The following is a 23,544-nucleotide window of genomic DNA, read 5'->3' on the forward strand; positions in this document are numbered from 1 at the left end:
ATCACCTTTTGAACTTATTAATATATAATAGTCTTTATGAGAAAAAAAATTGTAGCTGGCAATTGGAAAATGAACCTGACCCTCGCGCAGGGCGAACAACTGATTAATGATATTTTACAAGCCGGTTTAAAGCTGGGTGAAGGGCAGGAGGTAGTAATAGCTACACCTTTCCCTTATTTAATGAAAGCAAAATCATTAGTAAAAAATTATCCGGGTTTTTATGTGGCTGCACAAAACTGTTACACTGAAAAATCAGGAGCTTTTACCGGAGAAGTATCTGCTGAGATGCTGCAGTCAGTAGGGGTGGATTATGTGATATTGGGCCACTCTGAAAGAAGAGAATATTTTCAGGAAGGCAATGATATGCTGGCTAAGAAAATAGACCAGGTACTGGCTAATGGTTTAAAACCAATCTTTTGCTGCGGGGAACCCTTGTTGGTAAGAGAAGCAGGTACACAGAATACATACGTAGCGGCACAATTGGAGGATAGCCTTTTTCATCTTACTGCTGAACAATTGAAACAGGTAGTCATTGCCTATGAACCAATATGGGCGATTGGTACGGGCCTTACCGCCAGTGCAGCTCAGGCGCAGGATATGCATGCTTTTATCAGATCTCAGATAGCCAGTAAGTATGGCAGAGAGGCTGCATTGCATCTCACCATCTTATATGGTGGAAGTGCTAAACCTGGTAATGCTGAAGAGCTTTTTGCCTGCCCTGATGTAGATGGGGGCTTGATTGGTGGAGCTTCACTGGTAGCAAAAGATTTTGTAGCTATTGTTGAGAAATTAGCTTAATTAACTATAAAAAATGCGCAATGTTAAATAGGTTGCGCATTTTTTTAGTAAAAAATGCTAAAAAAGTTAGTAAATCCAAAAAAAGAATGTATATTCGTGTTGTCATTCAAACAGGAAATAATAAAATTGTTTGGTTATGCATACAAATACGAATACTGATATTATTCTCACACAGGAAACATTGTATGATTATCTGCTGGTCATTAACCCCGATGGACAAATTGCAGCAGATGTTAAAAAGTTTAAGCAGCAAATTGCAAATGAGCTTGGCCCCTATAATAGCCTTTATTCACCGGCACATATCTCCTTGTTCAGGTCTGAATTTCCGGAAAGATTTCAGGACGATTTTGTTACCGTATTGGAAATGATTGCGTTAAAACAAGGTCCCTTTGCTGTGTATACAGCAAGGTTTGATCATTTTAATCATGGAGATACCAAACGCACTATTTATGTAAATGTGGCTAATCCAAAACCTTTGGCGGAGCTTCATAAAAAGATATTGCAGGCATTTGAATTGAAACCGCATGCATTCAAGCCACATATTACACTCGCCAGAGCTATTAGTACACCTGAATTTGAAAAGGTGTACCAACGGTTTGATAACCAGTTGTTTGTCCGGAGCTTTAATTGTAAATCATTCAGGCTACTCAGAAGGCCTGCCAGTGGCGGAAAGTATGAATTAGTCCGTGAGTTTCTTTTTGGAGATATGGAGCATATTGAAGGCTCTCTGTTTAATCATGCAGCTTAGCACTTAAGTTATACAGATGGTTTAAATGTGGTTTTTATGTTCAAAGATTTTTTATTTTGACTAAGTACGATTTAGCTGCTCCAATAAAAGCGTTTTCTTTCATCCAGGTTTATATATCAGTAGTATGAATAGTACTGCTATCACTTTTCCCCGGTTATGGTTTAGGTAGCCTGTTATTTTAGCTGTTTCAACCATAATGTTAATCCCCCTGAACAGGTTATACCGAAAACCATAGCCGGAGAAAATTTATAAAAGAACCGCCCCTTTCCAGATTCCCATCCTTTATTTTCTACTAAGAACCCCCGCATTTTAGATCGCAGACATGAAGTTTGTTCCAGGAGAAGAAGAGTTCATTTTATAGTATATTTATAAGACGTTTTTATATTTCAGTACGATGGAGAAGATACGTAAAGAGATTACAGTAAAAGGCCGTGTACAAGGCGTTGGTTTCCGTATGAGCACACTGCTTGAGGCTAATAGACTGCATATAAAAGGAGAAGTGAAAAATTTACCCAATGGAGATGTATGGATTGGTGCAGAAGGGGCAGTAAGCGATATGGAACAATTCATTGCATGGTGCCGCCATGGGCCTTCAACAGCCAGGGTAACTGAAATACTTATTGTAACCGGACCATTGCAATATTATGAGTTTTTTAATATCGGCAGATAGGATAGGCCGTAATAGATTTTGTTCAAGATGTTTATAATCAAACAGGCTGTTTCAAGAGATTGAAACAGCCTGTTTGATTATAAGGTATTTTAAGTAGAAGGCTTATTTGACAGCCAGCATTTTATGCTTAATATCTTTGTCTAAAGCAGCCTTAGGGACTATAATAGTTACTGTATTAATCGCAAAGTATGGCTCGGAAACATTTATGTATCCTCCGAAAGGTCCCGCTTTTTGACTCCAGGAATTTTTTACTACAAAGAAGTATTTCCCTTTAGCCGTTTTTTTCATACCAGTAATATGCATCAGATGATCATCTTGTGTGATAAGCTGTTCATACAAACTTTGGCGATATGTCTGTGTATATGCTTTTTCAGGTATATCAGGATCAATGTCTTTGGCCATTGGGATACTATCAGCAGCAGGGGAGAAGGCATAGCCTTTTGAGGTAAGCCATCCATTATTGCTCACATCTGCATCCCACATTACGGTATACCCCTTTTGTACAGCAGTTTTAGTAATGTTAACCAATTCAGTTAATGGAATATTATAATAGGCGCCATTAGATACATTATCCGGAACCTCTATAATAAAGCTTTGATAAAAAGGATGGTGTGTAAATGACGTGAAGAAAGCATAATCGTCCGGATTGAACTTTAACACCTCCTTCGCAAAGGATAAAGGAGTATAATTGTGGCCATTATATTCAAAGGTAGCCGGGGGCGGACCTATATAACTATCCATAATAGTCGTAAAACCTGAAAGCCAGTTTTCAGGTACCGGAGATAGCTTTAACAAGCTATCGAGATAGTTTTTTAATGCAGGAACCATCTGGCTATGGTCATGAGTGGTCGCTTGTCCTATAAGGCCGCTGTATGCACTTTCTGGCATGGCTCCATAAGCGGCTATTGCATGGATCACATCATGTCCCAATCCTCCTTCGTCAAAGCGGGTGGCACCCTGGCGGCGGATATAATTTTGTGCTTTCTCTTTATAAATATTACGCACTGTAAACATTTCAGATAAATCGATTGCTGGTAGTCCCTTCCGCAAGCACTCCGATTCAATGAGTGAAGTAGTGGAAAAGCACCAACAGGTACCCGTTCTTGCCTGATTTTTTACAGCCGTAGCAGCATTATTCCGTATTATAGTTAAAGCGCCGTCCTGGGCCTGTATGCTTACCACTCCAAGCACGCATAACATCATAAGAAGCAATAACCCTCTTTTTATTTGATTATTAACAGTTGTCCGTAAAGTGGCCAGGTGTAATATGTTCATATAACTATCGGTTGTTTTATCAATAAAGATAAGGGAACTGTTAAAAATGGCAACGCCACTGCTATAAATTGCAGTGGCGCTGAAGAATGGCGTATAATATTATTATTAAATCAATTGTTATCGATATTGATTTCCAGATTGTTGTTTTCTCCCCGAATGGTCATTTTCTGAGTTTTATTCAGGTATTTGCTATATTTTTCGGTTACTGAGGGAAGTTGCATAATGCCATTGATATAGAGGTCATTATTTTTCTTCTCTATTATAAAAGGCTGATTGGTATCCAACAGTTTATCTGCTGCCATCTTGTTAATAAATTGCTGGTAGTTATCTCTTTCCGCTTTTCCTTGCTGCAATGTAGTGCTTTCGGTTAAAGACTTTCTCATTTCCCGCTGTGTATCCTGCAGCTCTTTGAGTATGATAAGCCGTTCTTTTTGTGCTTGCTCAACACCAGCTTTTGCTTGTTTCATACCTTCTTTTACATTGGTCCTTAACTCATCCCAGTTGACATTTTGCTGTGCTGCCTGCACATCCCGTTGTATTTTCTTCCAGTCAATATTCTTCATCGCTTCCTGTTGTGCCTTGCTTATTTCCTTCCAGTCAATATTCTGCATGGCGAGTGCGATATCTTTATTCATTTTTTTCCAGTCAATGTTCTTCATCGCTTCCTGCTGTGCCTTGCTCATCTTTTTCCAGTCAATGTTCTTCATCGCTTCCTGCTGTGCTTTGCTCATTTTCTCCCAGTCAATGTTTTTCATCGCTTCCTGTTGGGCCTCCCTTATATTCTTCCAGTTAATTTCCCGCATTGTTTCCTCTGCTTCTCTCATCTGGTTTTGAGCCTGTCGCATTTTTTCCCGTGCTGCTGCAAGCTTTTGTTCATCTTCATTGCTGGGGGCAACCGGACTCTTTTCTGTAGCAGGAGGTATGGTATCCTGTGGTATTGGAGGAACAGGAGCGATGACGTTATGTATCGCAGGTATTTTAGGAACTGGTAATATAGCAGCGGGCGGTGTTGCTATTGTTTTGAAAGCCAGCGGTTCAGCCTGAACATTTGGAATAACAGACATTATACCAATAACAGGAGCCGGTGTGGTAATTGGCTGCGATATTAAAAGGGTCTCTTGAGTAGGTGTTTGCTGTGGTAAACAGTTATCTTTTTGATGGGCTGGATTGAGCCATGCAATAGAAATGAGGCCGGTAGCGATGATCAGCACTGCTAAAATTTTTTGGCTATAATTAAGATTTTTAGTTTTCATTTCCATGATACGTTTAATGCGATAAAACAAATATTGTTTGTTGTCTGCTGCGGCCATGGCAAGTGGATTGGAGTTCAACCTGTGTTCCTCCAGTGCAACAAGAGCTCTGGCATAATGCAGTGGTTGAACACTACTGGCTATTACCACGTCATCGCAACAATGTTCTCTTTCCTGGCGAATATTTTTGGAAATCCACCAGATAAAAGGATTAAAGAAAAGTATGGTTTCTGCAATAGATTGGAAGATATTCAGCAGATAGTCATTACGTTTGATATGGGCCAGCTCATGTAATAAGATAGCCTCCAACTGATCTTCGTTCATATTGTTGACCATCGCCATAGGCAACAGTATCAGTGGTTTCAGGAAGCCTATCATTACTGGTACCTGTAATGACTTGGAAACCATTAACCTTACTTTACGGGGAATGCCTAACTGTTTGGTGAGCTGTGCAAGATGTTTTTCCCATAAGGCATCTATTGGAACCACCTGCTTTTTCCGGATTTGCCGTAATTGATGCACATCAATGACCAGCTTAATGATCATGATACTAATACCGGCAATATATAATGCTACTAATATGGGAAAGCACATTTCAAGATTGGGAAACAAGCCTACCAGCTCTGCTTCATTCTGGTATACAGTAGGGGCAGGTTGCCAGGCAGCAGAACTTGTTAACAACTGAAATTCAGTAGCTGATAAAGGGATTGCAGTGTGCTGTACAGCCGCTATCTGCTGGTAAAGTGTGATTATAAACCAGGTAAAAATACCGGCTAATGACAGAAAGGAAAGGTTATACTTGATTCTCGCATTAGCCATAGGCCATAGCGTAAGCACTATGCGAAGACAAGCATAAACGAAAAATGCCTGCCATACAGAGTGTATAATCGTCCATCCAAACGCACGTATCAAATCAGCTGTAAAAGGGAACAAGGGTGTCATGATCAGTGGTTTATTAGTTGCTGAGGATGATTATTTTTGTAGTTTTTCCATTTCAGATAAATACTTTTTTATTTTGTCCAGCTCCTCCGGAGAAGATTGGTGGTGACCCAGGGCTTGCAATACCAGCTGAGAAGCAGACCCATTAAACACGGTATCAATCATCTTATCCAATAGCTGCTTCTGTGTATGCTCCTGTGAAACTAATGCTGTATAAACATGTGTCTTACTACTTGTATCGCGGGCGAGCAACCCTTTTTCGTGCATAATCTGCATGAGTTTGAGGGTAGTTGTATAGCCAGCTTCCTTGTTCTGCGCCAGGATATCATGAACATCCCGGACTGTACATGGGCCTTTTTCCCATAGAATACTCAAAATATCTAACTCGCTCTCCGTTGGTTTCGTTGGTTTAATACTGTTCATATGCATTTTTTAACAAGGCTAATTGATCTACGAATATCTTCGTAAACAAATGTACGATACTTTTCGTACTGACAAAATATTTTTTGAGAAAAGCGGTTTTAATGTGATGAATGGCAGATAGCACTGGGGGAGTTTTATTGATTGCTCCTGCGGAGGAATGGATTGTATCCTGGCTTTAGCTATGCCATGTCATGGTTAGCCCTAATAACCTCTATTTAAGCGTTGAGGGTACCGCTAAGGCATCTTCCTGTTCTGATTGTTCCTGCCGTAATTGCCGGGTTGTTTTGCGGCTTCCATCATGGCTCCAGCCGGGTGCATCAAACAGATAATGCCAGGCTGCTTTAAAAGAGCGGGCATGCCGTATATCTTTCCAGATATCAATCCATTCATGGGTGGCAATAAGTAAAGGATTATAGGTATTAATGTTTTTGGTAAGACCATAGGCAGGCCGCTCTTCCTCTTCCTGGAAAGTACCGAAAAGACGATCCCAGATAATAAGTACCCCTGCATGGTTCTTATCCAGGTATTTGATATCGGAGCCATGGTGCACCCGGTGATGGGAGGGGGTATTAAAGATAAGCTCAATAGCTTTGGGCAGTTTCTGGATCGCTTCTGTATGAATCCAGAATTGATAAATAAGGCTAATGGCCTGCATAGACATGACCATAGCAGGATGAAAACCTAATAAAGGCATCCATACCCAGAAAAGAAAGGTCCCGGTAAAGTTACCTGTCCAGGTTTGACGTAGCGCGGTGGCCAGATTGTATTTTTGAGAAGAATGATGAATAACATGAGAGGCCCAGAAAAAGCGAACACTATGACTGGTACGATGAAACCAGTAATAACTGAAATCGTCCGCAAAAAAACAAAGTACCCATACCCACCATTCGAAACCTAATGTAAACAGCCGGAATTTCCAGGCAAAACTGTAAACTGCGAAGATGATGGCCTTTGTAAACAGCCCCGTGGCAACATTACCTAATCCCATAGCGATACTGCTGGCTGCATCTTTTGTGGTATATAGTTCCTTCTTTTCAATAACTGAAAAAATAACTTCCAGCGTCAGGAGCAACACAAAACCAGGAATAGCGTAATGAATAAGGTCAGGGAACATAGCGTTATGATCTTTACCTAATTTACACTTTTTAATTTACATGATAAAAATAGGATTACCTTAAACAGGCATGCTGCTGATCACGTGAACCGTTCAGGTGAAGCAGCAGCAATGCCATGTTACAAGTGGTATGCAACCATCTTGTTGGTGAACAATACTGCTGTATGCCGGCAGACAGTCACCATCGTCCCGCAGGAAACGGGGGGTATATTTTATAGGTATGATATTCCTGTTGTTATTATCAAATTTATTAACGGACGATATACATTGCACCGCAGGGGGCGGGTATACAGTATTTATCTGATCAGATTACAGCATAAAAAAAGCCCCTTGTTTTTAAAAACAAGGGGCTTTTGCAGACGGTGCACACCGTATTTAAGCTGTAGGTAAAGCTATATTACTTCACTATTTTTTCACTTTGACTTACTCCTGATGTGGCAAACCAACCAAGTAATCTGTATTTACCATCCTTCTCCGTATTACGTAAATTACTCTTTACATTCTCCAGCACTTTGGCAAACAAACCACCTGGTGTCATTTGTTCATTTACCTGCACCAGGAACTGATGCGTACCTTTTGTTACGGACATCAGGCGGACAATAACTGTTTCATCTTTCTGAAAGGGCTTGAGATAATCGGTAATATTTTCAGCTATCGGGAGGATAAATTTGCCACCATCTATCGCGATGTCTTCATCATACGAACCATTAACAGAAAAACCATCTTCTAATCTCTGCGTGAGATTATTTCTGTAAGAACGGATCCAGTAATAGTCCATGCCATTGGGAAGATCCGTAGCATGGAATTTTGCATAATAGCCTTCCTTGTTACTGACAGACTCTTCTTTGGTCTTAAACTCATAAGAAATTGAATCAATAGGTGGCACTCTTTTAAGTGTGTCATATGCTTCAAATATTTCTCCTTTGTAGGTGATAGACAATTTGTATACATGATTGACTACACCAATTGCCTGTCCGGCACCTGCATCATACCTGTAAGCATTATCCTGAAAGGCAAAAGGGTAAGTTTTGCCGGCAGTTACATCGTATAAGGTAACGGTTGCATCTGATATCGCCGGCGCCTTACCGGGAGTTGTATACGCAACAGATTGGGTGAGTACAATTTTTTGCGGAATGGCTTCATCTGTAATCCAGGCATCTACCACCGGATATGATTGTCCCTGATCCACTTTCAGGTCTATGGCATCTTCGCATGCGCTTAGCACTGTGATGATAGTGAACAATATGAGAAGTGATAACTTTTGCATGTATTTGAAATTTGAAGGTAATTAGAATTTGAAATTGTACGTAATCCCTGGAATAACAGAACCGATGATCGACAAACGCACCGCTTCTCTCTTGGTAGGATCATCCGGGTTTTGCCTGAAATAGATAGAGTATGCATTTCTGCGTCCGTATACATTGTACAGTGAAAATACCCATTCTCCTTTCCAGCGTTTCAGCTGCTTGCCTTTAAGGGTGAAGGAAAGGTCAAGTCGGTGAAAAGAGGGCAACCGGTAATTGTTACGTTTGTCTGTACTGTTGTAAGGAATATCCCAATCCTGGAATTCAAGACGACTGTCTGCAAAGGTACCTGGTGTACCGGATGCATATACCCAGTTGGCCGACATGGAGGAGCGCTTGGTAAATTCGTGTGTTAATACCAGGTTTACATTATGCGTACGATCATAGCGGTTCAGGAACCACTCATCTTTGCTAATACCTTTTGTTTGGCGCTCTGTACGGGATAGTGTATAACTGATCCAGCCAGTAGTTTTTCCGATATCCTTTTTAGCATATAGTTCAAGTCCGTAAGCCCGGCCTTTTGATGGCAGCAGATCTGCTTCTATGTGCTGATTCAGTTGCAGGTCAGCATTGTCTATATAATCCAATTGATGATCCATGGTTTTATAATATACTTCCGCCGAGATCTCAAAGGCATCTGCCGGAGCATTATAAAAATATCCCAACGTATACTGATCTGCTACCTGCGGTGCTATATTATTGGTACTGGGAGTCCAGATATCCAACGGGGTAGGAGAGGCCGTATTGGAAAGCTGATGCATAAACTGGGTAGTACGGCTAAAAGCTACTTTTGCTGCATGCTGGTCGGAAAATGCATACCGGGCGCTTAACCTGGGTTCCAGGTAATAATAGCCTTTTATTACTTCGGTACCATCATAGGTTTTTTGTCCAATATTTCTTTTGCGTATGCCCGGAATGGTATCTGCGTAATAGTAGGCGGTACCTTTACCCAGGAACTGATAGGCGGAAAGCCTGGCGCCATATTGGATACCAAATTTTTTATTCGGCTTGTATTCATGATCTATATACAGGGCAGATTCAAGGCCATGTTTATCTGTCAGTATTTTACTGTTTTCCTTGATGCCCTCTATGCTCACACCGGTACCAGGCTTAAACCCGTAATAGATGGCCTGGCCTCCAAAATGTAAACTGTTGCTGGAGTTAAGATAGTAGGTAAATGCTGGTTTTAAGCCATAATTGGTGATTTCAGAGGTCCACTTATAGCTTTGCAGATCATCATTTCCCTTTTTCTTGCTTTCATTGCTGAATTTAAGGCTGTAATCATATTTGCTGTAATAGGTGGTAAGATTGAGGAACAACCGGTTGTTAAACACATGGTTCCACCGGACGGTAGCCGTGCTGTTGCCCCAGTTCATATTTACATCTGTTCCGAAACCAAATACATCCCTGCCAAAATAACCACTTACGAACAGGGTATTGTTCTTATCAAATTTGTAGTTGGCTTTGGCGGTAATATCATAGAAGTTAAGTTTAGTATCCTTTTGATCCCCTTTTAAAAAGGGCTTCATCAGGATATCTGCATAAGATCTTCTGGCGGCTACGATAAAGGAGGATTTATCTTTTACAATAGGTGCTTCTATGGACAGCCTGCTGAATATATTCCCGATTCCTCCGTTCATGTTGAATTTCTGGTCATTTCCATCCTTCAGGCGTATATCCAGTACAGAGGAAGTGCGCCCGCCATATTCTGCCGGAAAACCTCCTTTAATAAGATTGATGTTTTTAACAGCATCCGGATTAAATACGGAGAAGAACCCCAACATATGGGTAGAATTATATACCGGTGCTTCGTCCATGATGATGAGGTTCTCATCACTGTTGCCGCCACGTACGTTAAACCCTGAAGCACCTTCACCCACTGTATTCACACCTGGTAAGGTTTGTATGGCCCGCAGTACATCTACTTCTCCCATGAAAGTGGGAAGTTTTTTCAGTTGGGCAATATCCAGTTTATTAATGCTTGTACTTAAAGTATTAACGCTTTTTTCCTGCTTTTTACCACTGATGGTTATTTCACTGAGCTGGCTACTGGTGCTTTCCAGTTTAATATCCATGGTTTTGCTGCTATTCAGCTTTACCTGCATTTTAACAGGTGCATAACCCATATAGGAAAACTGCAGCTCATGATCACCTGCAGGGAGGGTCAGGGAATAAAAACCATATTCATTGGTAACGGTACCGATACTGGTACCTAGTTTGGATACAGAGATGCCAATCAGGCTTTCTCCGTTCTTTTTATCTTTAACATAACCGCTTACCGTATATCGTTGTTGCTGTTGTGCTTTTAATGCCTGCCCTTTTAGCATAAGTACCAAAAAGGACATAAGCAGAATAATCCTTGTTTTCATAAAGGTGTAAACTTGGTTTTAACCGAATGTTTAAGGTTTTGACAAATAGTGTGCTACATGTATGCCATCGTATTGCAAACCGCGCTGCGATGTATTCATTGCATATATGACGTAGGGGGTTAGGATTACCCCTACTTTCCCAATAATATTTTTTTGATTTGGAAGAGAAAGTGTTGATTCCAGGTAGTTTAATGAATAAATATGCTATTAAAGCAAGCTGATCAGAAAAGCATGCCAGGGGAAAATGTTATGGAAAATCTTCCCCTGACGGGCCATTTGGGGTGCAAAATAATATAAAAAACTTGTTGAACACATTTTAGTCCAGTTAGTCCAGCAGGTCACATTTGAATCCTAAGCGTTTTACAAATTCAATAATTGTTTGTTCTGCTACTGACTGCTGGCTGATGATTCGAAGTACCCTATCACAGTCTTCAATATCCACACTGCAGGCAGCTACGGTAAATTGGGCAAAAATGGCATTGATAACCCTATTCTTATCCTGTAAAGTGTTAATGTTTGTTCGGAATATCCCAATCATAGCATAATTTTAAATATTTCGGAATATTTTTGTGCAAAGTTGCCATTGTTTCGCCTTATAACTGTTGCATAAAAGGGATTAAAACTTACATGAAACGGATTTTTTTATGGCTGTAGTAATCACAAATGACTCAAATGATGTGTTGTTTCAGGAAGAAATAACACATTTCAGAGATAGAATATCTTCTGGCGCTATAGTAGAAAAAAGCCAGGAAGTGAAGCATAGTTTTGGAGAAGCCAGTGTCCGGGAGGTATATTTTGAGGGCATTCATATTGCATATGGCGCTGCTCAGGTGAACCAGAATATACATATTGAACATAGCGGAGGTGGCGGTGGAACAGGACTTGTGGGATTGCTTTTTGTGGAACAGGGCAACCTGGTGACTAATATAGATGGCGTAGTAGATGATTTCAGGTTTTCCTCCCTGGAACATAACCTGCTTTATAATCCTAATGAAAGAGAAACTGCTGATGTGGAGAAACAAAACGGGATGCAGTTTTTTGGGTTCAGCTTTACAACAGAAAAATTCCTGCAATTGGCCGAAAATAGTGGCCCCGTATTGGATAAGCTGGCCAATAATATTGCCGGCAATAAAGCCACATTTTTAAATAACAAGAAAAACCAGCTGATTACCCCCCGCATGCAGATGGTAATGGGAGAGGTGCGTAACTGCCAGTTTCAGGGGGGATTGAAAAAATTGTTCCTGCAATCCAAGGCGATGGAAATACTGGCATTGCAATGTGAACAGTATGAACGTGCAGAAATGGCCACCGTTAAGTCACTGGCATTATTGCCTGCGGATGTGGAAAGAATCTATTTTGCCAGAGAGATATTAATAGCCAATGCACAAAATCCGCCAATGCTTTGTGCTTTAGCAAGGCAAGCCGGACTGAACGAATTCAAGCTTAAAGCAGGCTTCAAAAAAATATTTAACAATACCGTTTTCGGCTATCTGAACGATCACCGGCTGGAACAAGCCAGGCAACTGGTGTTACAAGGTATGCTGCCGCTTGCGCAAATTGCTGATGACATGGGCTATTCCTCTCCGCAGCATTTTAGTAACGCCTTCCGCAGAAAGTTTGGGGTAAGTCCCGGTAAAATGAGATAATAACTATTCATAGACAGGCTGATCTGAAAGCAATAGTAACCAAACCACTTCATCCTGGTTATTGATGATTACTGTTAATTTCAGATCAGCCTCTTGTTCAATAGGCTAATGTAAATCTTTCACGTACGTGCTGTGGCTGCTCCAGCTCATCTATCATAGCCACCGCATAGTCTGCTGTTGAAATAGTACTTTCCCCTTTATCATTGGTAAGTAGCTGATCTTTACCAAGACGGAATTTACCGGTACGCTCTCCGGGAGCTATCGTTGCAGCGGGACTTAAAACAGTCCATTCCAGTTCTTTTTCCTGCTTTACTACATAAAAGGCTTCACGGGTGGCTAATGCACCTGCTTTCCACGCTTCCGGAAACTCCGGTGTATCCACCGCTTGTACGCCAGGAGCCACTTCCAGGCTACCAGCTCCACTTACTACCAGCAGCCGTTTAATGCCTGCCTGTTTAGTACCATCAATGATGGCATGTATGGCTTTTATATAAGTGTTGGTATCATGTGCATTAAAAGCACTGATCACGGCAGCTGTTCCCTTCACCAGTCCGGCTACTTCAGCCGCACTTTGCACATCTCCCTTTTTAACGGTTAAATGTGGGTTTTGTAATGTTATTTTCTCCGGATGACGCACAATGGCGGTTACTTCATGCCCCCTGTTTAAGGCTTCCTGCAAAATAGCGGAACCAATAAAGCCGGATGCACCAATGATACTTACTTTCATATTGTATGTTTTTAGTTTTTTATGTTATGTGTTGCGCTTATTTAACCCGTTGGGACCAGGATGTTTGATATAATTGTTATTAAAATTATTACAGTTTAAGTTAAAAAAAAGCTAAGCAAACTGGGCACTGAATTCGGCTAATGTCTGGCCTTTCAGTTTATTATAAACAGATTCGTCTATGGCGGTAAATAACGTTTCCAGTGCATTATTGATGTGTGCACCTACGGGACATTTGGGATTAGGCAGGTTAGGAGAGAAGCCAAATACATGATCTTCTTTTACAGCCGCAAATACATCTGCCAGTTTAATCTCAGCAGCAGGTTTGCTCAGCCGGCTGCCACCGTTTTTACCTTCTTTACTTTCTACCAGACCAGCCTGCCGCAATCCGCTCAGTTCTTTACGTACAATGGCAGGGTTCGTATTTAAAGAGCCTGCAATGTACTCTGATGACAACCAGTCCTCACTGCTGCTAAGCAGGGTGAGTATATGTACTGATATGGCGAATTTGCTTTTGATCATTCTGTAATGAAATAAATTACAGTACAAAGGTAGGGACTTTTTATAAACAGGCAAATTTATTTTTCAGCAGCATATATAAATAAACAAGGACAGCAGGCAACAGCATGACAAGGTTACAAAAGGGAGCATTACTGTGCACCCTTAAAGACTAACAGACGCCCTTCAGGTGCCCACATAAAAAAAGGCTGGCCAAATTAATGGTCAGCCTCTTATTCTGAAAAGAATCGTTTAGAATTTTACGGCAACGGTAGTAGCCGGAGTAGCCTTCTTTACAGCAGGCGTAACTTCCTGTACTTTGGCTGTAGCTGTCTTTGGAGCCTTGGTCTGGAATCTTTCTGCCAGCGTAGGCGCAATTACCAGCGACACAATAGACATCAGTTTGATCAATATGTTCATAGAAGGGCCGGAGGTATCTTTAAAAGGATCTCCCACCGTGTCACCTGTTACAGAAGCTTTGTGCGGCTCAGATTTTTTATAGAACATTTCACCATTTATCTCTACCCCTTTTTCAAATGATTTCTTGGCATTATCCCAGGCGCCTCCGGCATTATTCTGGAACATACCCATGAGTACACCACTCACCGTAGCACCTGCCAGGAAACCACCCAATACTTCAGGGCCGAATATAAAACCGATCAATAAAGGAGAGATCAGTGTGATAGCCCCTGGCAGCATCATTTTTCTGATAGAGGCTTCTGTAGAGATCGCTACGCACTTGTCATATTCCGGTTTGCCCGTACCTTCCATAATACCAGGAATGCTTCTGAACTGGCGGCGTACTTCTTCCACCATGCTCATAGCGGCTTCACCTACTGCGCGGATGGCCAGGGAAGAGAAGATCAGGGGGATCATACCACCGATGAACAAACCAGCCAGTACATCTGCTTTGTAGATATCAATACCTTCAATACCAGCAATACCAACAAAAGCAGCAAACAGGGCTAATGCAGTTAATGCGGCAGAAGCAATAGCAAAACCCTTACCGGTGGCAGCGGTCGTATTACCTACTGCATCCAGGATATCTGTTCTTTCTCTTACTTCTTTGGGGAGCTCGCTCATTTCAGCAATACCACCGGCGTTATCGGCAATAGGCCCAAATGCATCAATCGCCAGCTGCATGGCAGTGGTGGCCATCATACCGGCTGCTGCGATAGCTACACCATATAATCCGGCAAAAGCATAAGAACCATAGATACCGCCTGCTAATACCAGGATAGGCAATGCGGTAGATTCCATCCCTACTGCCAAACCACCGATGATATTGGTGGCATGACCGGTAGACGACTGACGGATGATGGAGCGCACAGGGCGTTTGCCCATCGCTGTATAATATTCAGTAATAAGACTCATCAGGGTACCTACTACAAGCCCTACCATGATAGCGCCAAATACGCCATTTTTAGTGAAGCCATGGTCACGCAGGCTCATATTCTCCGGCATCAGCCAGTTTACCAGGAAAAAAGAAGCTACAGCGGTTAATACGATGGAACCCCAGTTGCCCATATTCAGGGCTTTTTGTACGATGCTGGTGTTTAAACCTGCACTGTCGCTTACTCTTACAAAGAAAGTACCTATGATGGAGAAGATGATGCCCATACCGGCAATCAACATGGGTAATAAGATAGGGGATAAGCCGCCAAAATTGTCGGTAGACATGGTTTCTGCTCCCAGTACCATTGTAGCCAGTACGGTAGCTACATAAGAACCAAAAAGGTCAGCTCCCATACCTGCTACGTCGCCCACGTTATCACCTACGTTATCGGCAATGGTGGCAGGATTACGCGGATCATCTTCCGGAATGCCGGCTTCTACTTTACCTACCAGGTCAGCTCCTACGTCTGCTGCTTTGGTGTAGATACCACCACCTACACGGGCAAATAATGCAATACTTTCAGCGCCAAGCGAAAAACCGGTCAATACCTCAATGGTCTTGATCATTTCGCTGGTATGTGCTTCCGCACCGAAGTAAGTTTTTAATATGATAAACAGGGCACCTAACCCAAGTACTGCCAAACCGGCTACTCCCATACCCATTACCGAACCTCCGGTGAAGGATACTTTAAGGGCTTGTGCCAGGCTGTTACGGGCAGCTTGTGCAGTACGCACATTAGCTTTTGTGGCAATTCTCATTCCTATGAATCCGGCTGTGGCCGAAAATACAGCACCTACAATAAATGCCAGTGCAATACTCCAATGAGAGTTTTCATGGGATGCGCCCATATAAGCGAGCAACAGGGCAGCTATGATTACAAAATAGGTGAGTATTTTATATTCTGCTTTTAAAAATGCCATAGCGCCTTCAGCGATATATCTGGCAATTTCTGTCATTCTTTCATTACCTGCATCCTGACGGGATACCCAGGCACTTCTGACGGCCGTAAACAACAAGGCTATTAATCCAAAACATGGAACGAGATAGACAATACTCATGTAAGCAATTTTAAAATATATACAAGGTTGACAAAAATAATGTATTCGGGTTTATTTTACTACTATGCAAAAAAATCTTGGAAAATAAACCCGTAAAGGAGTGTAGTGCTTGCTGAAATGCCTGACAGTACAGTGTTGTTGTAGTTGGTAGGTGTTGGAATTTTTAGGTCTTTAGTCATTATTAAAGTGTTTTAAAGGTGGCCCCAGGCCTTTTAAAGGGTGTTTTCCCCGTCCGTAGAAAAGGATTTTCTTCCCCGTTACAAACCTTTAATATACAAAAAAGCCTGACCTAAACAGGTAATAATATCCGTAGCGGCCATCGCCTCCTGCGAATATTTTGCAGCCGCCAGATCCCCGGCCATGCCATGAAGATAGGTGCCCAGCAATAGTGCGGCTTTGGGGGAATAGCCCTGGGCCAGCAAGCTGGTAAGTATGCCGGTCAATACATCTCCGCTTCCGCCCGTGGCCATGCCTGGATTGCCGGTAGGATTAAAGTAAACAGCGCCATCAGGGCAGGCCATGGCAGTATACCGGCCTTTCAGCAGGATGTATAACTGTGTGGACACCGCTTTCTGCGATAATAACTCCAGCCGGTCAAAATGATTAGCGCTGGGACCAAATAAACGGGTAAATTCCTTTGGATGAGGGGTTAAGATACTGCCCGGTGGCACTTTTCGCAGCAGATAGGGATAGGATGCCAGTATATTTAATGCATCTGCATCTATGACCATAGGACGGTTATACAGCTCCAGGAGCTTTTCCAAAGCCTTGGCGGTAGCTGTTTCTGTGCCTAACCCCGGGCCTATGCCAATACATTTATATTGATCCGTCGTTTCATTGTTGCGGAATACTTCCTGGAAATGACTGTTGTAATGAGGATGTATATCCGTGATACACATGGCGCATGGCTCCGCTATCTGCATAATATTATAACCGCATTCGGGGATGTAACTGGATACCAGTCCTGCGCCGGTATGCAAACAGGCTTTGGCTGATAAAACCGCGGCGCCCATTTTGCCATAACTGCCGGCTATCAGCAGGGCATGGCCATAGGTGCCTTTATGGGCAAAGGGATCCCTGGGCTGATAAATCGTATGTATCATTTCGGGATCAGTAAGATGAAACCGTACTGGCGTGTGGGTTATATACTCCGGATGCAGGCCTATTGGTAAAACATGCACCTCCCCGGCGATAGCTGCATTTTCCGGCATTAAAAAAGCCAGTTTGTAAAACTCAAAACTTAAGGTATGATGTGCTTTTACGGTGGGGATATGCAGTGAACTGGCATCTGCCAGCATCCCCGAAGGAATGTCAATGGCTACAATCGTATTGCCATTACGCTGATCATTTATTTTGTGAATAATCCCGGCCACCCAGCCGTCTATTGCTCTGTTAAGCCCCGTTCCAAAAATAGCATCCACGATAACACAAGGACTTGCCAGTACCGGAAAATCTCCCACTTCATATATATCACGCACATGCTGGGGGTACTGCTCCCGGAATACCTGCTGGTTAGCGGCATTGTCGGCACTTTGCCGGGTGGTGTGGTGTAGCAGATAGGCAGTAACCGTATATCCCTTCTTTAAAAGCAGGCGGGCAATCACCCAACCATCTCCACCATTATTACCCATACCACAAAAGATGTGAAAAGGTGTTTGTGGGGTAAAATGCAGGTCCAGCCATGCTGCACACTTTTCCGCTGCTCTTTCCATCAGTTGCAGGCTGCTAACCGGCTCCTGAGCGATGGTATATGCATCAGCGGCTTTGATTTGTGCGGAAGAGAAGATTTTCATAATAGTTGCCGGTTCATGATAGGCGATAATATAGTGTCCAATGGGTTCCCTGGCTTTTATACCAGGATAGCAGCGGACTGCCGTCATTGGTACCTAAAAATACAAAACCCCGGCCAAAGATGACCGGGGTATTAAATGATCTCGGACACCGGGCGGTGATAAGGCCCGGCTTTGGAACTATTTGAAGGTATATCTGGCAGAAATACCACCAATCTCTTCTCCGAAGAAGTTCGTCTGCCCGCTGAAATGGAAATAAGGTTTCAGGTCAGCGCTCAGGTTCAACGGAATCTTCTTAAAGGTATACTCCAGGCCAAAAATACCATCTAAACCAGCAGTAGCATAAGTGCCCTTGCCATCCCGTACCCAACGGTCGCGGTCATAGTCAAAACGGTCGTAAATGCCTACGTGTACACCACCACCGGCATACATATTGAATTCGGATTTACCGAATACATTCCAGTGGTATTCATATAAGCCGGTCATCGTAACGTTGTTGTTGCGTTCATGGTTTGTTGAAACAATCCCTTCAATGGCATGAGGCCCCTTGATGAAATGTTTAATGGTAAAACCTACGATCCAGGGGTTTACCCGCATACCTAATGCGGTATGATAATCTGCTACTGAAGAATTGCTGTAACTACTTCTCTTTACTGGTTTGCGTTGCGCGTTTGCCTGAATGGCTACCAGCGCAAACAAGCTCATAAATAACACGACTTTTTTCATAAATGTCTATTTGAGTGAATCGAAAAAAAGAATTTATCTACCCAATACATACCTCACAGAGATAGCGAAATCTGCCAGTTCGGAAGAGGTAGTGAAATGGATAGCAGGTTTCCAGTCAAGGCTGAGATTGATCGGCACTTTGGGAAAAGTATAATCCAGCCCTGCAATCCCGTCTATCCCTGCCAGGAATTTGGTGCTGCCATCAATTACCCTGCTGCCCAAATGGCCTCCACCGCCGGCATACCAGCCAAATCCTGCTGTAGTAAGAGCAGACAGATCAAAATGATGCTCATATAAAGCAGTCACAGAAAAAGTACGGTTATATAACCCCACAATTCCTTCTACGGCATTGGCATCATCGAAAAAATATCTGCCGGTAGGACCTAACGGTAAGCCCAGTCTGACGCCCAGTTGCGGATTCCCTTTTATGGATTGGGCTTTTATTGCAGTAGTTGCAACCAAAAGCAGCATAGATAAAATAGTGGCCTGTTTCATTTATAAGGATAGCTTTACAATAACAATGCCAAGGTAGACTATAATAGCAGCGCTATGAGGACGCCAGTTTTATTTACCGGCTTACAGGGATACAAAAGCTACATTGGGCATCATGCTGGCAGTAACGTTATTTTTATTGTTGTGGTTTTAATATTTTAAGGAAAATAAAGCCTGCTAAACCTGCGAGCAAAGAAGCAACGATTACCGACATTTTTGAAATTACCTGCAGCTCATTTTCAGTATAGGCCAATGTAGAGATGAAAATGGACATCGTAAACCCGATACCGGCAATTAACCCCACCCCAACTATCTGCAACCAGCTGGTTTGACTGGGGAGTGCTGCCAGTTTCAACCTGGTAGCCAGCCAGGAGAAGAAAAAGATCCCCAGTGGCTTGCCTATCAATAGCCCCGCTATAATGCCATAACTGATGGTGGAGGTAAATACATGCAATATATCCGGTGGAAATACAATCGCGGTATTTGCCAGCGCAAATACCGGCATGATAATGAAATTAACCGGGTCATGCAGGCTATGTTCCAGGGATGATATTTTAGACAGCGGAATACAGAAAGCCAGCAATACGCCTGCAATGGTAGCATGTACCCCGGAGTTTAAGATACAATACCATAATATGATACCTGGTATGAAATAAAGAATCAGCCGTTGTACTTTTGCCAGGTTCAGGATCACCAGTAATACCAGCGCGGCTGCACCGGCAAACAAATAGGTGAGCTGTAAATCGGCGGTATAGAAAATAGCAATAGTCAGAATAGCGCCCAGGTCATCAATAATGGCCAATGCCATCAGCAAAATCTTCAGGCTTACCGGTACCCGGTTGCCCAGCAAGGATAATACCCCTAATGAAAAAGCGATGTCTGTGGCCATTGGAATACCCCAGCCATGTGCATAAGGGGTGTTGCCATTAAAAATAGCAAAGATCAGCGCAGGACATAACATACCTCCGATAGCTGCCAATACCGGCAGCATGGACTTGCGGATGGAAGATAATTCACCGATGGTAAGTTCCCGTTTGATTTCCATACCTACCAGGAAAAAGAACAGTGCCATCAGCCCGTCATTGATCCAGTGCAGGAAAGTATGGGGGAGGTGCAGCGCTGCTACCGGGAAATGAAATTCCATTTCCCAGAAATGCAGATAGGGTTCCTGCCAGGGGGAATTAGCCAGGATAAGTGATACTATTGTACATACAATCAGGATAATACCTACAGCCCGGCTATCCTTTAAGAATTCGTGCAGGGGAGATAGTAGTTTTTTCCTGAATGTCCTGATTTTTTTAATAGAATCTTTTATCACAGCTACGGTTTTAAACAGGTAAAAGAGAAATGTTATTGCATCAATTCAAACTTGCTCTTCGGCTTACGTTTTATTTCCCAATGAAAGTTTTCAAACAGCATCTGGTCCTTCGGTCTTTGTGTAAACGGATACACGGTTCCTTCCGGATCTTTCACCAATACAATATGGTGTAGTTCACTTTTCCGGAAGTAAATATTAATAATGGCACTCAATGATTTATTTACACTCAGGTAGGCACCTTCGTCATCCTTGATGTAATAGATACTTTCCGCATTACCATCTACGTGCATCCAGTCCAGTGATTCACCGGCAAAGTATCCTGTAATGATATTCCCTTTTACCTGGTTATACATATCCGGACCAGCTTCATTGATGATCAGGGCGTTCTGGTTCAATACGATCCTGTCGGCAGTCTGGTTTTTAGTATATAGCAGAATGGTGTCGCCGGTAAGCTGATTATTGTTGGCCCATAAAACGGGATCCCGGAATAAACGGAATACGGAGTCACGGGTAGAATAATACACGCTATCGGCCACGCCCTGGAGAGAATCAGAAAAGATCTTTACATGGTGATAGGCCAGGATGTATCTTTTTTCTGTAGTGTCTTTAGGGGCCGCCGTGGTATCTGCCGGTTTTATTTCTGCCAGCGCTTTTCCCGGCAGCAGGCTGTCGGCCCGGTGGAGGGAATCCGTTCTTTTTAAGGTATCTGTTCTGCCCAGTGTATCAGCCCTGTTGATCAATGGTGGCTGTAATACCTTTACCTGCTGGGGCACGTGTATCTCCGGCTGTTGCAGGACAGGGGGCGGTACGATGGCTTTTACCTTTGCGGCCATTGAATCTATCTTGTGCACTATGGGGGCAGAAGAACTGTCTTTCAGCAAATGCGGGAGGGTATCCGTAACCTTATGGACGACACTGTCTTTCAGCGAGGTTCGCAAAGTATCTTGTCCGGGTAGCGGTTTTAGTGCGCCTGGTTTGGCGGGGGCGGTCCTGGATTTATTGTTATTGGTAATGACAGTGATACTGTCATTGGGTTTTATCACTCCGGAAAACAACGTATCTGCTGTCAGGTAGAGGGTATCTTTACTCCTTTCCAGGATCAGCAGGGGCTTTTGTGTAGCCAGGATGGTTTTTTCTGTTTGATTTACCGTGCCATGGTTGGCCAGTAAAGACATTTTCCGGGTAGTATCACGATATACCATGTTGCCGGTAGCATAGGCCAGTCCGGTTTTTTTGTCCATGATAATATTATCTGCGGTTATCGTGGCGGTGCTGTCTTCAATGGTAGGCCGGTTACCAAAGCTGCCCTGTCCCTTGTCGGTATCATAAAAACCATTGGTGGCATACATAATGGTTTTCCCGTCATTAATAGTGGTAGGGGCCACGATGGTAGCTACTTTGGTTTCTGTATTATATAAAAGTGTGTCGGTGGTTAGCGTATATTCCGGATCTACCAGCAGTACATTCTTTTTGAAGTACATGTCTTTGGTATCTGCATAGTAGTAGCCTTCCTGGCTGGTAAGTACGGTACTGCTGTTGACAAGTTTACCTGATTGGGTATAGGTGCCGATTTTGGCATTCATGTCATATTGCAGTTCCGGGCCGGATATAGTTACTTTTCCATCTGTCAGGCGGGCATCTCCCCGGAGGGTAGCATGTCTTGTATTGCCCTCGTAATGGAGGTAGTTGCCATAAATATGAATACTATCTGCCTGGTTGATGTGTACCCGGCCGTAAGCATCCACCTGGTTGGTCAGCCCATTTTTGAAGGCACTGTCACAATAAAAGAGGGTATTGCCCTGTTTGAAAATCGCATTACCAATAAATTTGGTGAGCTGAACGGTGTCTTTGGTGATATTATTCAGTACATCTGCCTGGATAATTTCAATAACAGTACCGGTTTTTTGTGGCGTTGGTTGTTGTGCCTGCGCGGGCAATACGCCTGCGAGGCAAATTCCGCCGAGGATAAGCCCATATCTTAGTAATTGCTGCATTTTCAGAATCATTGTGCCGTTGCTGTGTCGGATGGAATGGGCTTTACTTTATCTTTTTTGCCAAACAAGGAAAAATGTACGTAACGTTTAGGATTTACGCGGAGGTCTTCCAGCAGCTTATTCAGGCTGTTGAGCGAGTATTGCAGGTTGTTGTACACCTTTTTATCGTTCATCATTAAGCCCAGCGTACCATCTGTACTATTCAGCTTCCCTACTAAACTATTCATGTGTGCAATAGTTTGCTGGAGTTCTGCCAGTGTCTGGTCCAGTTTACCATTGGCCAGGGCGCCGGTAGCTTTTTCCGCATTGCTTAAGATCCCGGTTATCTTGTCGTTGTTATTTTTCAGATTAGCCGTCAGCGCTTCCAGGTTATTGAAAGTGCCCTGGATATTCCCTTTGTTGGGGTCCAGCATCCCGTTTAAAGAGGAGGTGGCATGTGAAAAATTGTTCATGGTGTGGTTCAGGTGACCAATAGCATCCCTTAAATTTCCTTTGGTAGTAGTATCAAAGATGGAATTTACGGTAAGCAGTACGGTATCTACCGTAGTGAGGGTAGCTTCCAGCTTCTTCACCAGTGGGCTTAATTGTTCTTTCAGCGCATCGGTAAAGGAGCCATCTACCGCAGCATATACGGTGTCGCCACTTTTAAGATAGTCGCTGGCGTTGCCAAAGTCGATCTGTACGGCTTTGGTACCGAGCAGGTCGCCGGTGATACGGGCTACAGAATTCCTGGGGATATCAATTTTTTTATTGATCCTTAAAGTAACCAGTATTTGTCCGGCATTTTTATCCATTACATCAAGTTCAGCTACATTTCCTACCACGAGGCCATTTACCTGAACGCTATTAGCAGGTTGTAATCCGTTTACCTGTGGATATACTGCATAGATGGTTTTACTGGTAGAAAAGAAGCTCCTTCCTTTCAGTACATTAAAGCCTAATACCAACAAGGTAATTCCCAAGGCAGTTAAAACGCCTACTTTGGTTTCATTAGATACTTTGAGCATGAGAT

20 protein-coding genes are annotated in these 23,544 nt (G+C 42.9%); 4 read left to right on the plus strand and 16 right to left on the minus strand.

What is annotated here, in order from left to right:
• Positions 1–36: 36 nt before the first annotated feature.
• From tpiA to ABR189_RS02570, 3 genes are all read left to right on the plus strand, one after another.
• Positions 37–798: a triose-phosphate isomerase gene (tpiA, locus tag ABR189_RS02560; RefSeq protein ID WP_354658875.1), complete on the plus strand. Its 762-nt coding sequence runs from the start codon at positions 37–39 to the stop codon at positions 796–798.
• Between the two features lie 136 nt (positions 799–934).
• The gene (locus ABR189_RS02565) at positions 935–1,546 is read left to right on the plus strand and encodes a 2'-5' RNA ligase family protein (RefSeq protein ID WP_354658876.1); all 612 of its coding nucleotides are present in this window, start codon (positions 935–937) and stop codon (positions 1,544–1,546) included.
• Between the two features lie 394 nt (positions 1,547–1,940).
• Positions 1,941–2,216 carry an acylphosphatase gene (locus tag ABR189_RS02570; RefSeq protein ID WP_354658877.1) on the plus strand — a complete coding sequence of 92 codons (276 nt, stop codon included), beginning with the start codon at positions 1,941–1,943 and terminating at the stop codon, positions 2,214–2,216.
• A 102-nt stretch (positions 2,217–2,318) separates the two neighbouring features.
• Here the strand turns inward: ABR189_RS02570 and ABR189_RS02575 are convergent, their stop codons facing one another.
• The 7 genes from ABR189_RS02575 to ABR189_RS02605 form a co-directional block, all read right to left on the minus strand.
• On the minus strand, positions 2,319–3,491 hold the full coding sequence (locus ABR189_RS02575; protein ID WP_354658878.1) for a C1 family peptidase: 1,173 nt from the start codon (positions 3,489–3,491) through the stop codon (positions 2,319–2,321).
• Positions 3,492–3,601: 110 nt separating this feature from the next.
• Positions 3,602–5,683, minus strand: a complete 2,082-nt coding sequence (locus ABR189_RS02580) for a M56 family metallopeptidase (RefSeq protein WP_354658879.1) — start codon at positions 5,681–5,683, stop codon at positions 3,602–3,604.
• Positions 5,684–5,713: 30 nt separating this feature from the next.
• Positions 5,714–6,103: a BlaI/MecI/CopY family transcriptional regulator gene (locus tag ABR189_RS02585; protein WP_354658880.1), complete on the minus strand. Its 390-nt coding sequence runs from the start codon at positions 6,101–6,103 to the stop codon at positions 5,714–5,716.
• Positions 6,104–6,314: 211 nt separating this feature from the next.
• Positions 6,315–7,217, minus strand: coding sequence for a sterol desaturase family protein (locus ABR189_RS02590; RefSeq protein ID WP_354658881.1), 903 nt, complete (start codon positions 7,215–7,217; stop codon positions 6,315–6,317).
• Positions 7,218–7,614: 397 nt separating this feature from the next.
• Positions 7,615–8,484, minus strand: a complete 870-nt coding sequence (locus tag ABR189_RS02595) for a DUF4249 domain-containing protein (protein ID WP_354658882.1) — start codon at positions 8,482–8,484, stop codon at positions 7,615–7,617.
• Between the two features lie 21 nt (positions 8,485–8,505).
• Positions 8,506–10,890, minus strand: coding sequence for a TonB-dependent receptor (locus ABR189_RS02600; RefSeq protein WP_354658883.1), 2,385 nt, complete (start codon positions 10,888–10,890; stop codon positions 8,506–8,508).
• A gap of 325 nt (positions 10,891–11,215) precedes the next feature.
• Entirely contained in the window at positions 11,216–11,428 is a 213-nt protein-coding gene (locus ABR189_RS02605; RefSeq protein WP_354658884.1) for a hypothetical protein, read from the minus strand.
• Between the two features lie 106 nt (positions 11,429–11,534).
• Between ABR189_RS02605 and ABR189_RS02610 the strand changes: the two genes are divergently transcribed.
• Positions 11,535–12,536 (plus strand): helix-turn-helix transcriptional regulator, encoded by a 1,002-nt coding sequence (locus tag ABR189_RS02610; protein ID WP_354658885.1) that lies wholly within the window; start codon positions 11,535–11,537, stop codon positions 12,534–12,536.
• Positions 12,537–12,633: 97 nt separating this feature from the next.
• Here the strand turns inward: ABR189_RS02610 and ABR189_RS02615 are convergent, their stop codons facing one another.
• The 9 genes from ABR189_RS02615 to ABR189_RS02655 all read right to left on the minus strand — a co-directional run bounded on the left by ABR189_RS02615 (position 12,634) and on the right by ABR189_RS02655 (position 23,539).
• A complete protein-coding gene (locus ABR189_RS02615; protein WP_354658886.1) occupies positions 12,634–13,263 on the minus strand; it encodes an NAD(P)-dependent oxidoreductase in 630 nt (209 codons plus the stop codon).
• 111 nt (positions 13,264–13,374) lie between these two features.
• Positions 13,375–13,782 carry an Rrf2 family transcriptional regulator gene (locus tag ABR189_RS02620; protein ID WP_354658887.1) on the minus strand — a complete coding sequence of 136 codons (408 nt, stop codon included), beginning with the start codon at positions 13,780–13,782 and terminating at the stop codon, positions 13,375–13,377.
• 228 nt (positions 13,783–14,010) lie between these two features.
• A complete protein-coding gene (locus tag ABR189_RS02625; RefSeq protein ID WP_354658888.1) occupies positions 14,011–16,212 on the minus strand; it encodes a sodium-translocating pyrophosphatase in 2,202 nt (733 codons plus the stop codon).
• Positions 16,213–16,469: 257 nt separating this feature from the next.
• Positions 16,470–18,092 carry an NAD(P)H-hydrate dehydratase gene (locus ABR189_RS02630; protein ID WP_354658889.1) on the minus strand — a complete coding sequence of 541 codons (1,623 nt, stop codon included), beginning with the start codon at positions 18,090–18,092 and terminating at the stop codon, positions 16,470–16,472.
• Between the two features lie 90 nt (positions 18,093–18,182).
• The gene (locus ABR189_RS02635) at positions 18,183–18,728 is read right to left on the minus strand and encodes a hypothetical protein (RefSeq protein ID WP_354658890.1); all 546 of its coding nucleotides are present in this window, start codon (positions 18,726–18,728) and stop codon (positions 18,183–18,185) included.
• Positions 18,729–18,761: 33 nt separating this feature from the next.
• Positions 18,762–19,223: a hypothetical protein gene (locus ABR189_RS02640; protein WP_354658891.1), complete on the minus strand. Its 462-nt coding sequence runs from the start codon at positions 19,221–19,223 to the stop codon at positions 18,762–18,764.
• A 133-nt stretch (positions 19,224–19,356) separates the two neighbouring features.
• Positions 19,357–20,538 carry a Na+/H+ antiporter NhaA gene (nhaA, locus tag ABR189_RS02645; protein WP_354658892.1) on the minus strand — a complete coding sequence of 394 codons (1,182 nt, stop codon included), beginning with the start codon at positions 20,536–20,538 and terminating at the stop codon, positions 19,357–19,359.
• Between the two features lie 32 nt (positions 20,539–20,570).
• On the minus strand, positions 20,571–22,532 hold the full coding sequence (locus ABR189_RS02650) for an OstA-like protein (RefSeq protein ID WP_354658893.1): 1,962 nt from the start codon (positions 22,530–22,532) through the stop codon (positions 20,571–20,573).
• Positions 22,533–22,540: 8 nt separating this feature from the next.
• The gene (locus ABR189_RS02655) at positions 22,541–23,539 is read right to left on the minus strand and encodes an MlaD family protein (RefSeq protein WP_354658894.1); all 999 of its coding nucleotides are present in this window, start codon (positions 23,537–23,539) and stop codon (positions 22,541–22,543) included.
• Positions 23,540–23,544 lie beyond the last annotated feature (5 nt).

It is taken from the genome of Chitinophaga sp. H8, assembly GCF_040567655.1.
Taxonomy (GTDB): Bacteria; Bacteroidota; Bacteroidia; order Chitinophagales; family Chitinophagaceae; genus Chitinophaga; species Chitinophaga defluvii.

Bases quoted from the DNA above. Each gene is read 5' to 3' on its own strand.
- tpiA (WP_354658875.1), top strand. From the start codon at position 37: ATGAGAAAAAAAATTGTAGCTGGCAATTGGAAAATGAACCTGACCCTC.
- ABR189_RS02565 (WP_354658876.1), top strand. From the start codon at position 935: ATGCATACAAATACGAATACTGATATTATTCTCACACAGGAAACATTG.
- ABR189_RS02570 (WP_354658877.1), top strand. From the start codon at position 1,941: ATGGAGAAGATACGTAAAGAGATTACAGTAAAAGGCCGTGTACAAGGC.
- ABR189_RS02575 (WP_354658878.1), bottom strand. From the start codon at position 3,491: ATGAACATATTACACCTGGCCACTTTACGGACAACTGTTAATAATCAA.
- ABR189_RS02580 (WP_354658879.1), bottom strand. From the start codon at position 5,683: ATGACACCCTTGTTCCCTTTTACAGCTGATTTGATACGTGCGTTTGGA.
- ABR189_RS02585 (WP_354658880.1), bottom strand. From the start codon at position 6,103: ATGAACAGTATTAAACCAACGAAACCAACGGAGAGCGAGTTAGATATT.
- ABR189_RS02590 (WP_354658881.1), bottom strand. From the start codon at position 7,217: ATGTTCCCTGACCTTATTCATTACGCTATTCCTGGTTTTGTGTTGCTC.
- ABR189_RS02595 (WP_354658882.1), bottom strand. From the start codon at position 8,484: ATGCAAAAGTTATCACTTCTCATATTGTTCACTATCATCACAGTGCTA.
- ABR189_RS02600 (WP_354658883.1), bottom strand. From the start codon at position 10,890: ATGAAAACAAGGATTATTCTGCTTATGTCCTTTTTGGTACTTATGCTA.
- ABR189_RS02605 (WP_354658884.1), bottom strand. From the start codon at position 11,428: ATGATTGGGATATTCCGAACAAACATTAACACTTTACAGGATAAGAAT.
- ABR189_RS02610 (WP_354658885.1), top strand. From the start codon at position 11,535: ATGGCTGTAGTAATCACAAATGACTCAAATGATGTGTTGTTTCAGGAA.
- ABR189_RS02615 (WP_354658886.1), bottom strand. From the start codon at position 13,263: ATGAAAGTAAGTATCATTGGTGCATCCGGCTTTATTGGTTCCGCTATT.
- ABR189_RS02620 (WP_354658887.1), bottom strand. From the start codon at position 13,782: ATGATCAAAAGCAAATTCGCCATATCAGTACATATACTCACCCTGCTT.
- ABR189_RS02625 (WP_354658888.1), bottom strand. From the start codon at position 16,212: ATGAGTATTGTCTATCTCGTTCCATGTTTTGGATTAATAGCCTTGTTG.
- ABR189_RS02630 (WP_354658889.1), bottom strand. From the start codon at position 18,092: ATGACGGCAGTCCGCTGCTATCCTGGTATAAAAGCCAGGGAACCCATT.
- ABR189_RS02635 (WP_354658890.1), bottom strand. From the start codon at position 18,728: ATGAAAAAAGTCGTGTTATTTATGAGCTTGTTTGCGCTGGTAGCCATT.
- ABR189_RS02640 (WP_354658891.1), bottom strand. From the start codon at position 19,223: ATGAAACAGGCCACTATTTTATCTATGCTGCTTTTGGTTGCAACTACT.
- ABR189_RS02650 (WP_354658893.1), bottom strand. From the start codon at position 22,532: ATGCAGCAATTACTAAGATATGGGCTTATCCTCGGCGGAATTTGCCTC.
- ABR189_RS02655 (WP_354658894.1), bottom strand. From the start codon at position 23,539: ATGCTCAAAGTATCTAATGAAACCAAAGTAGGCGTTTTAACTGCCTTG.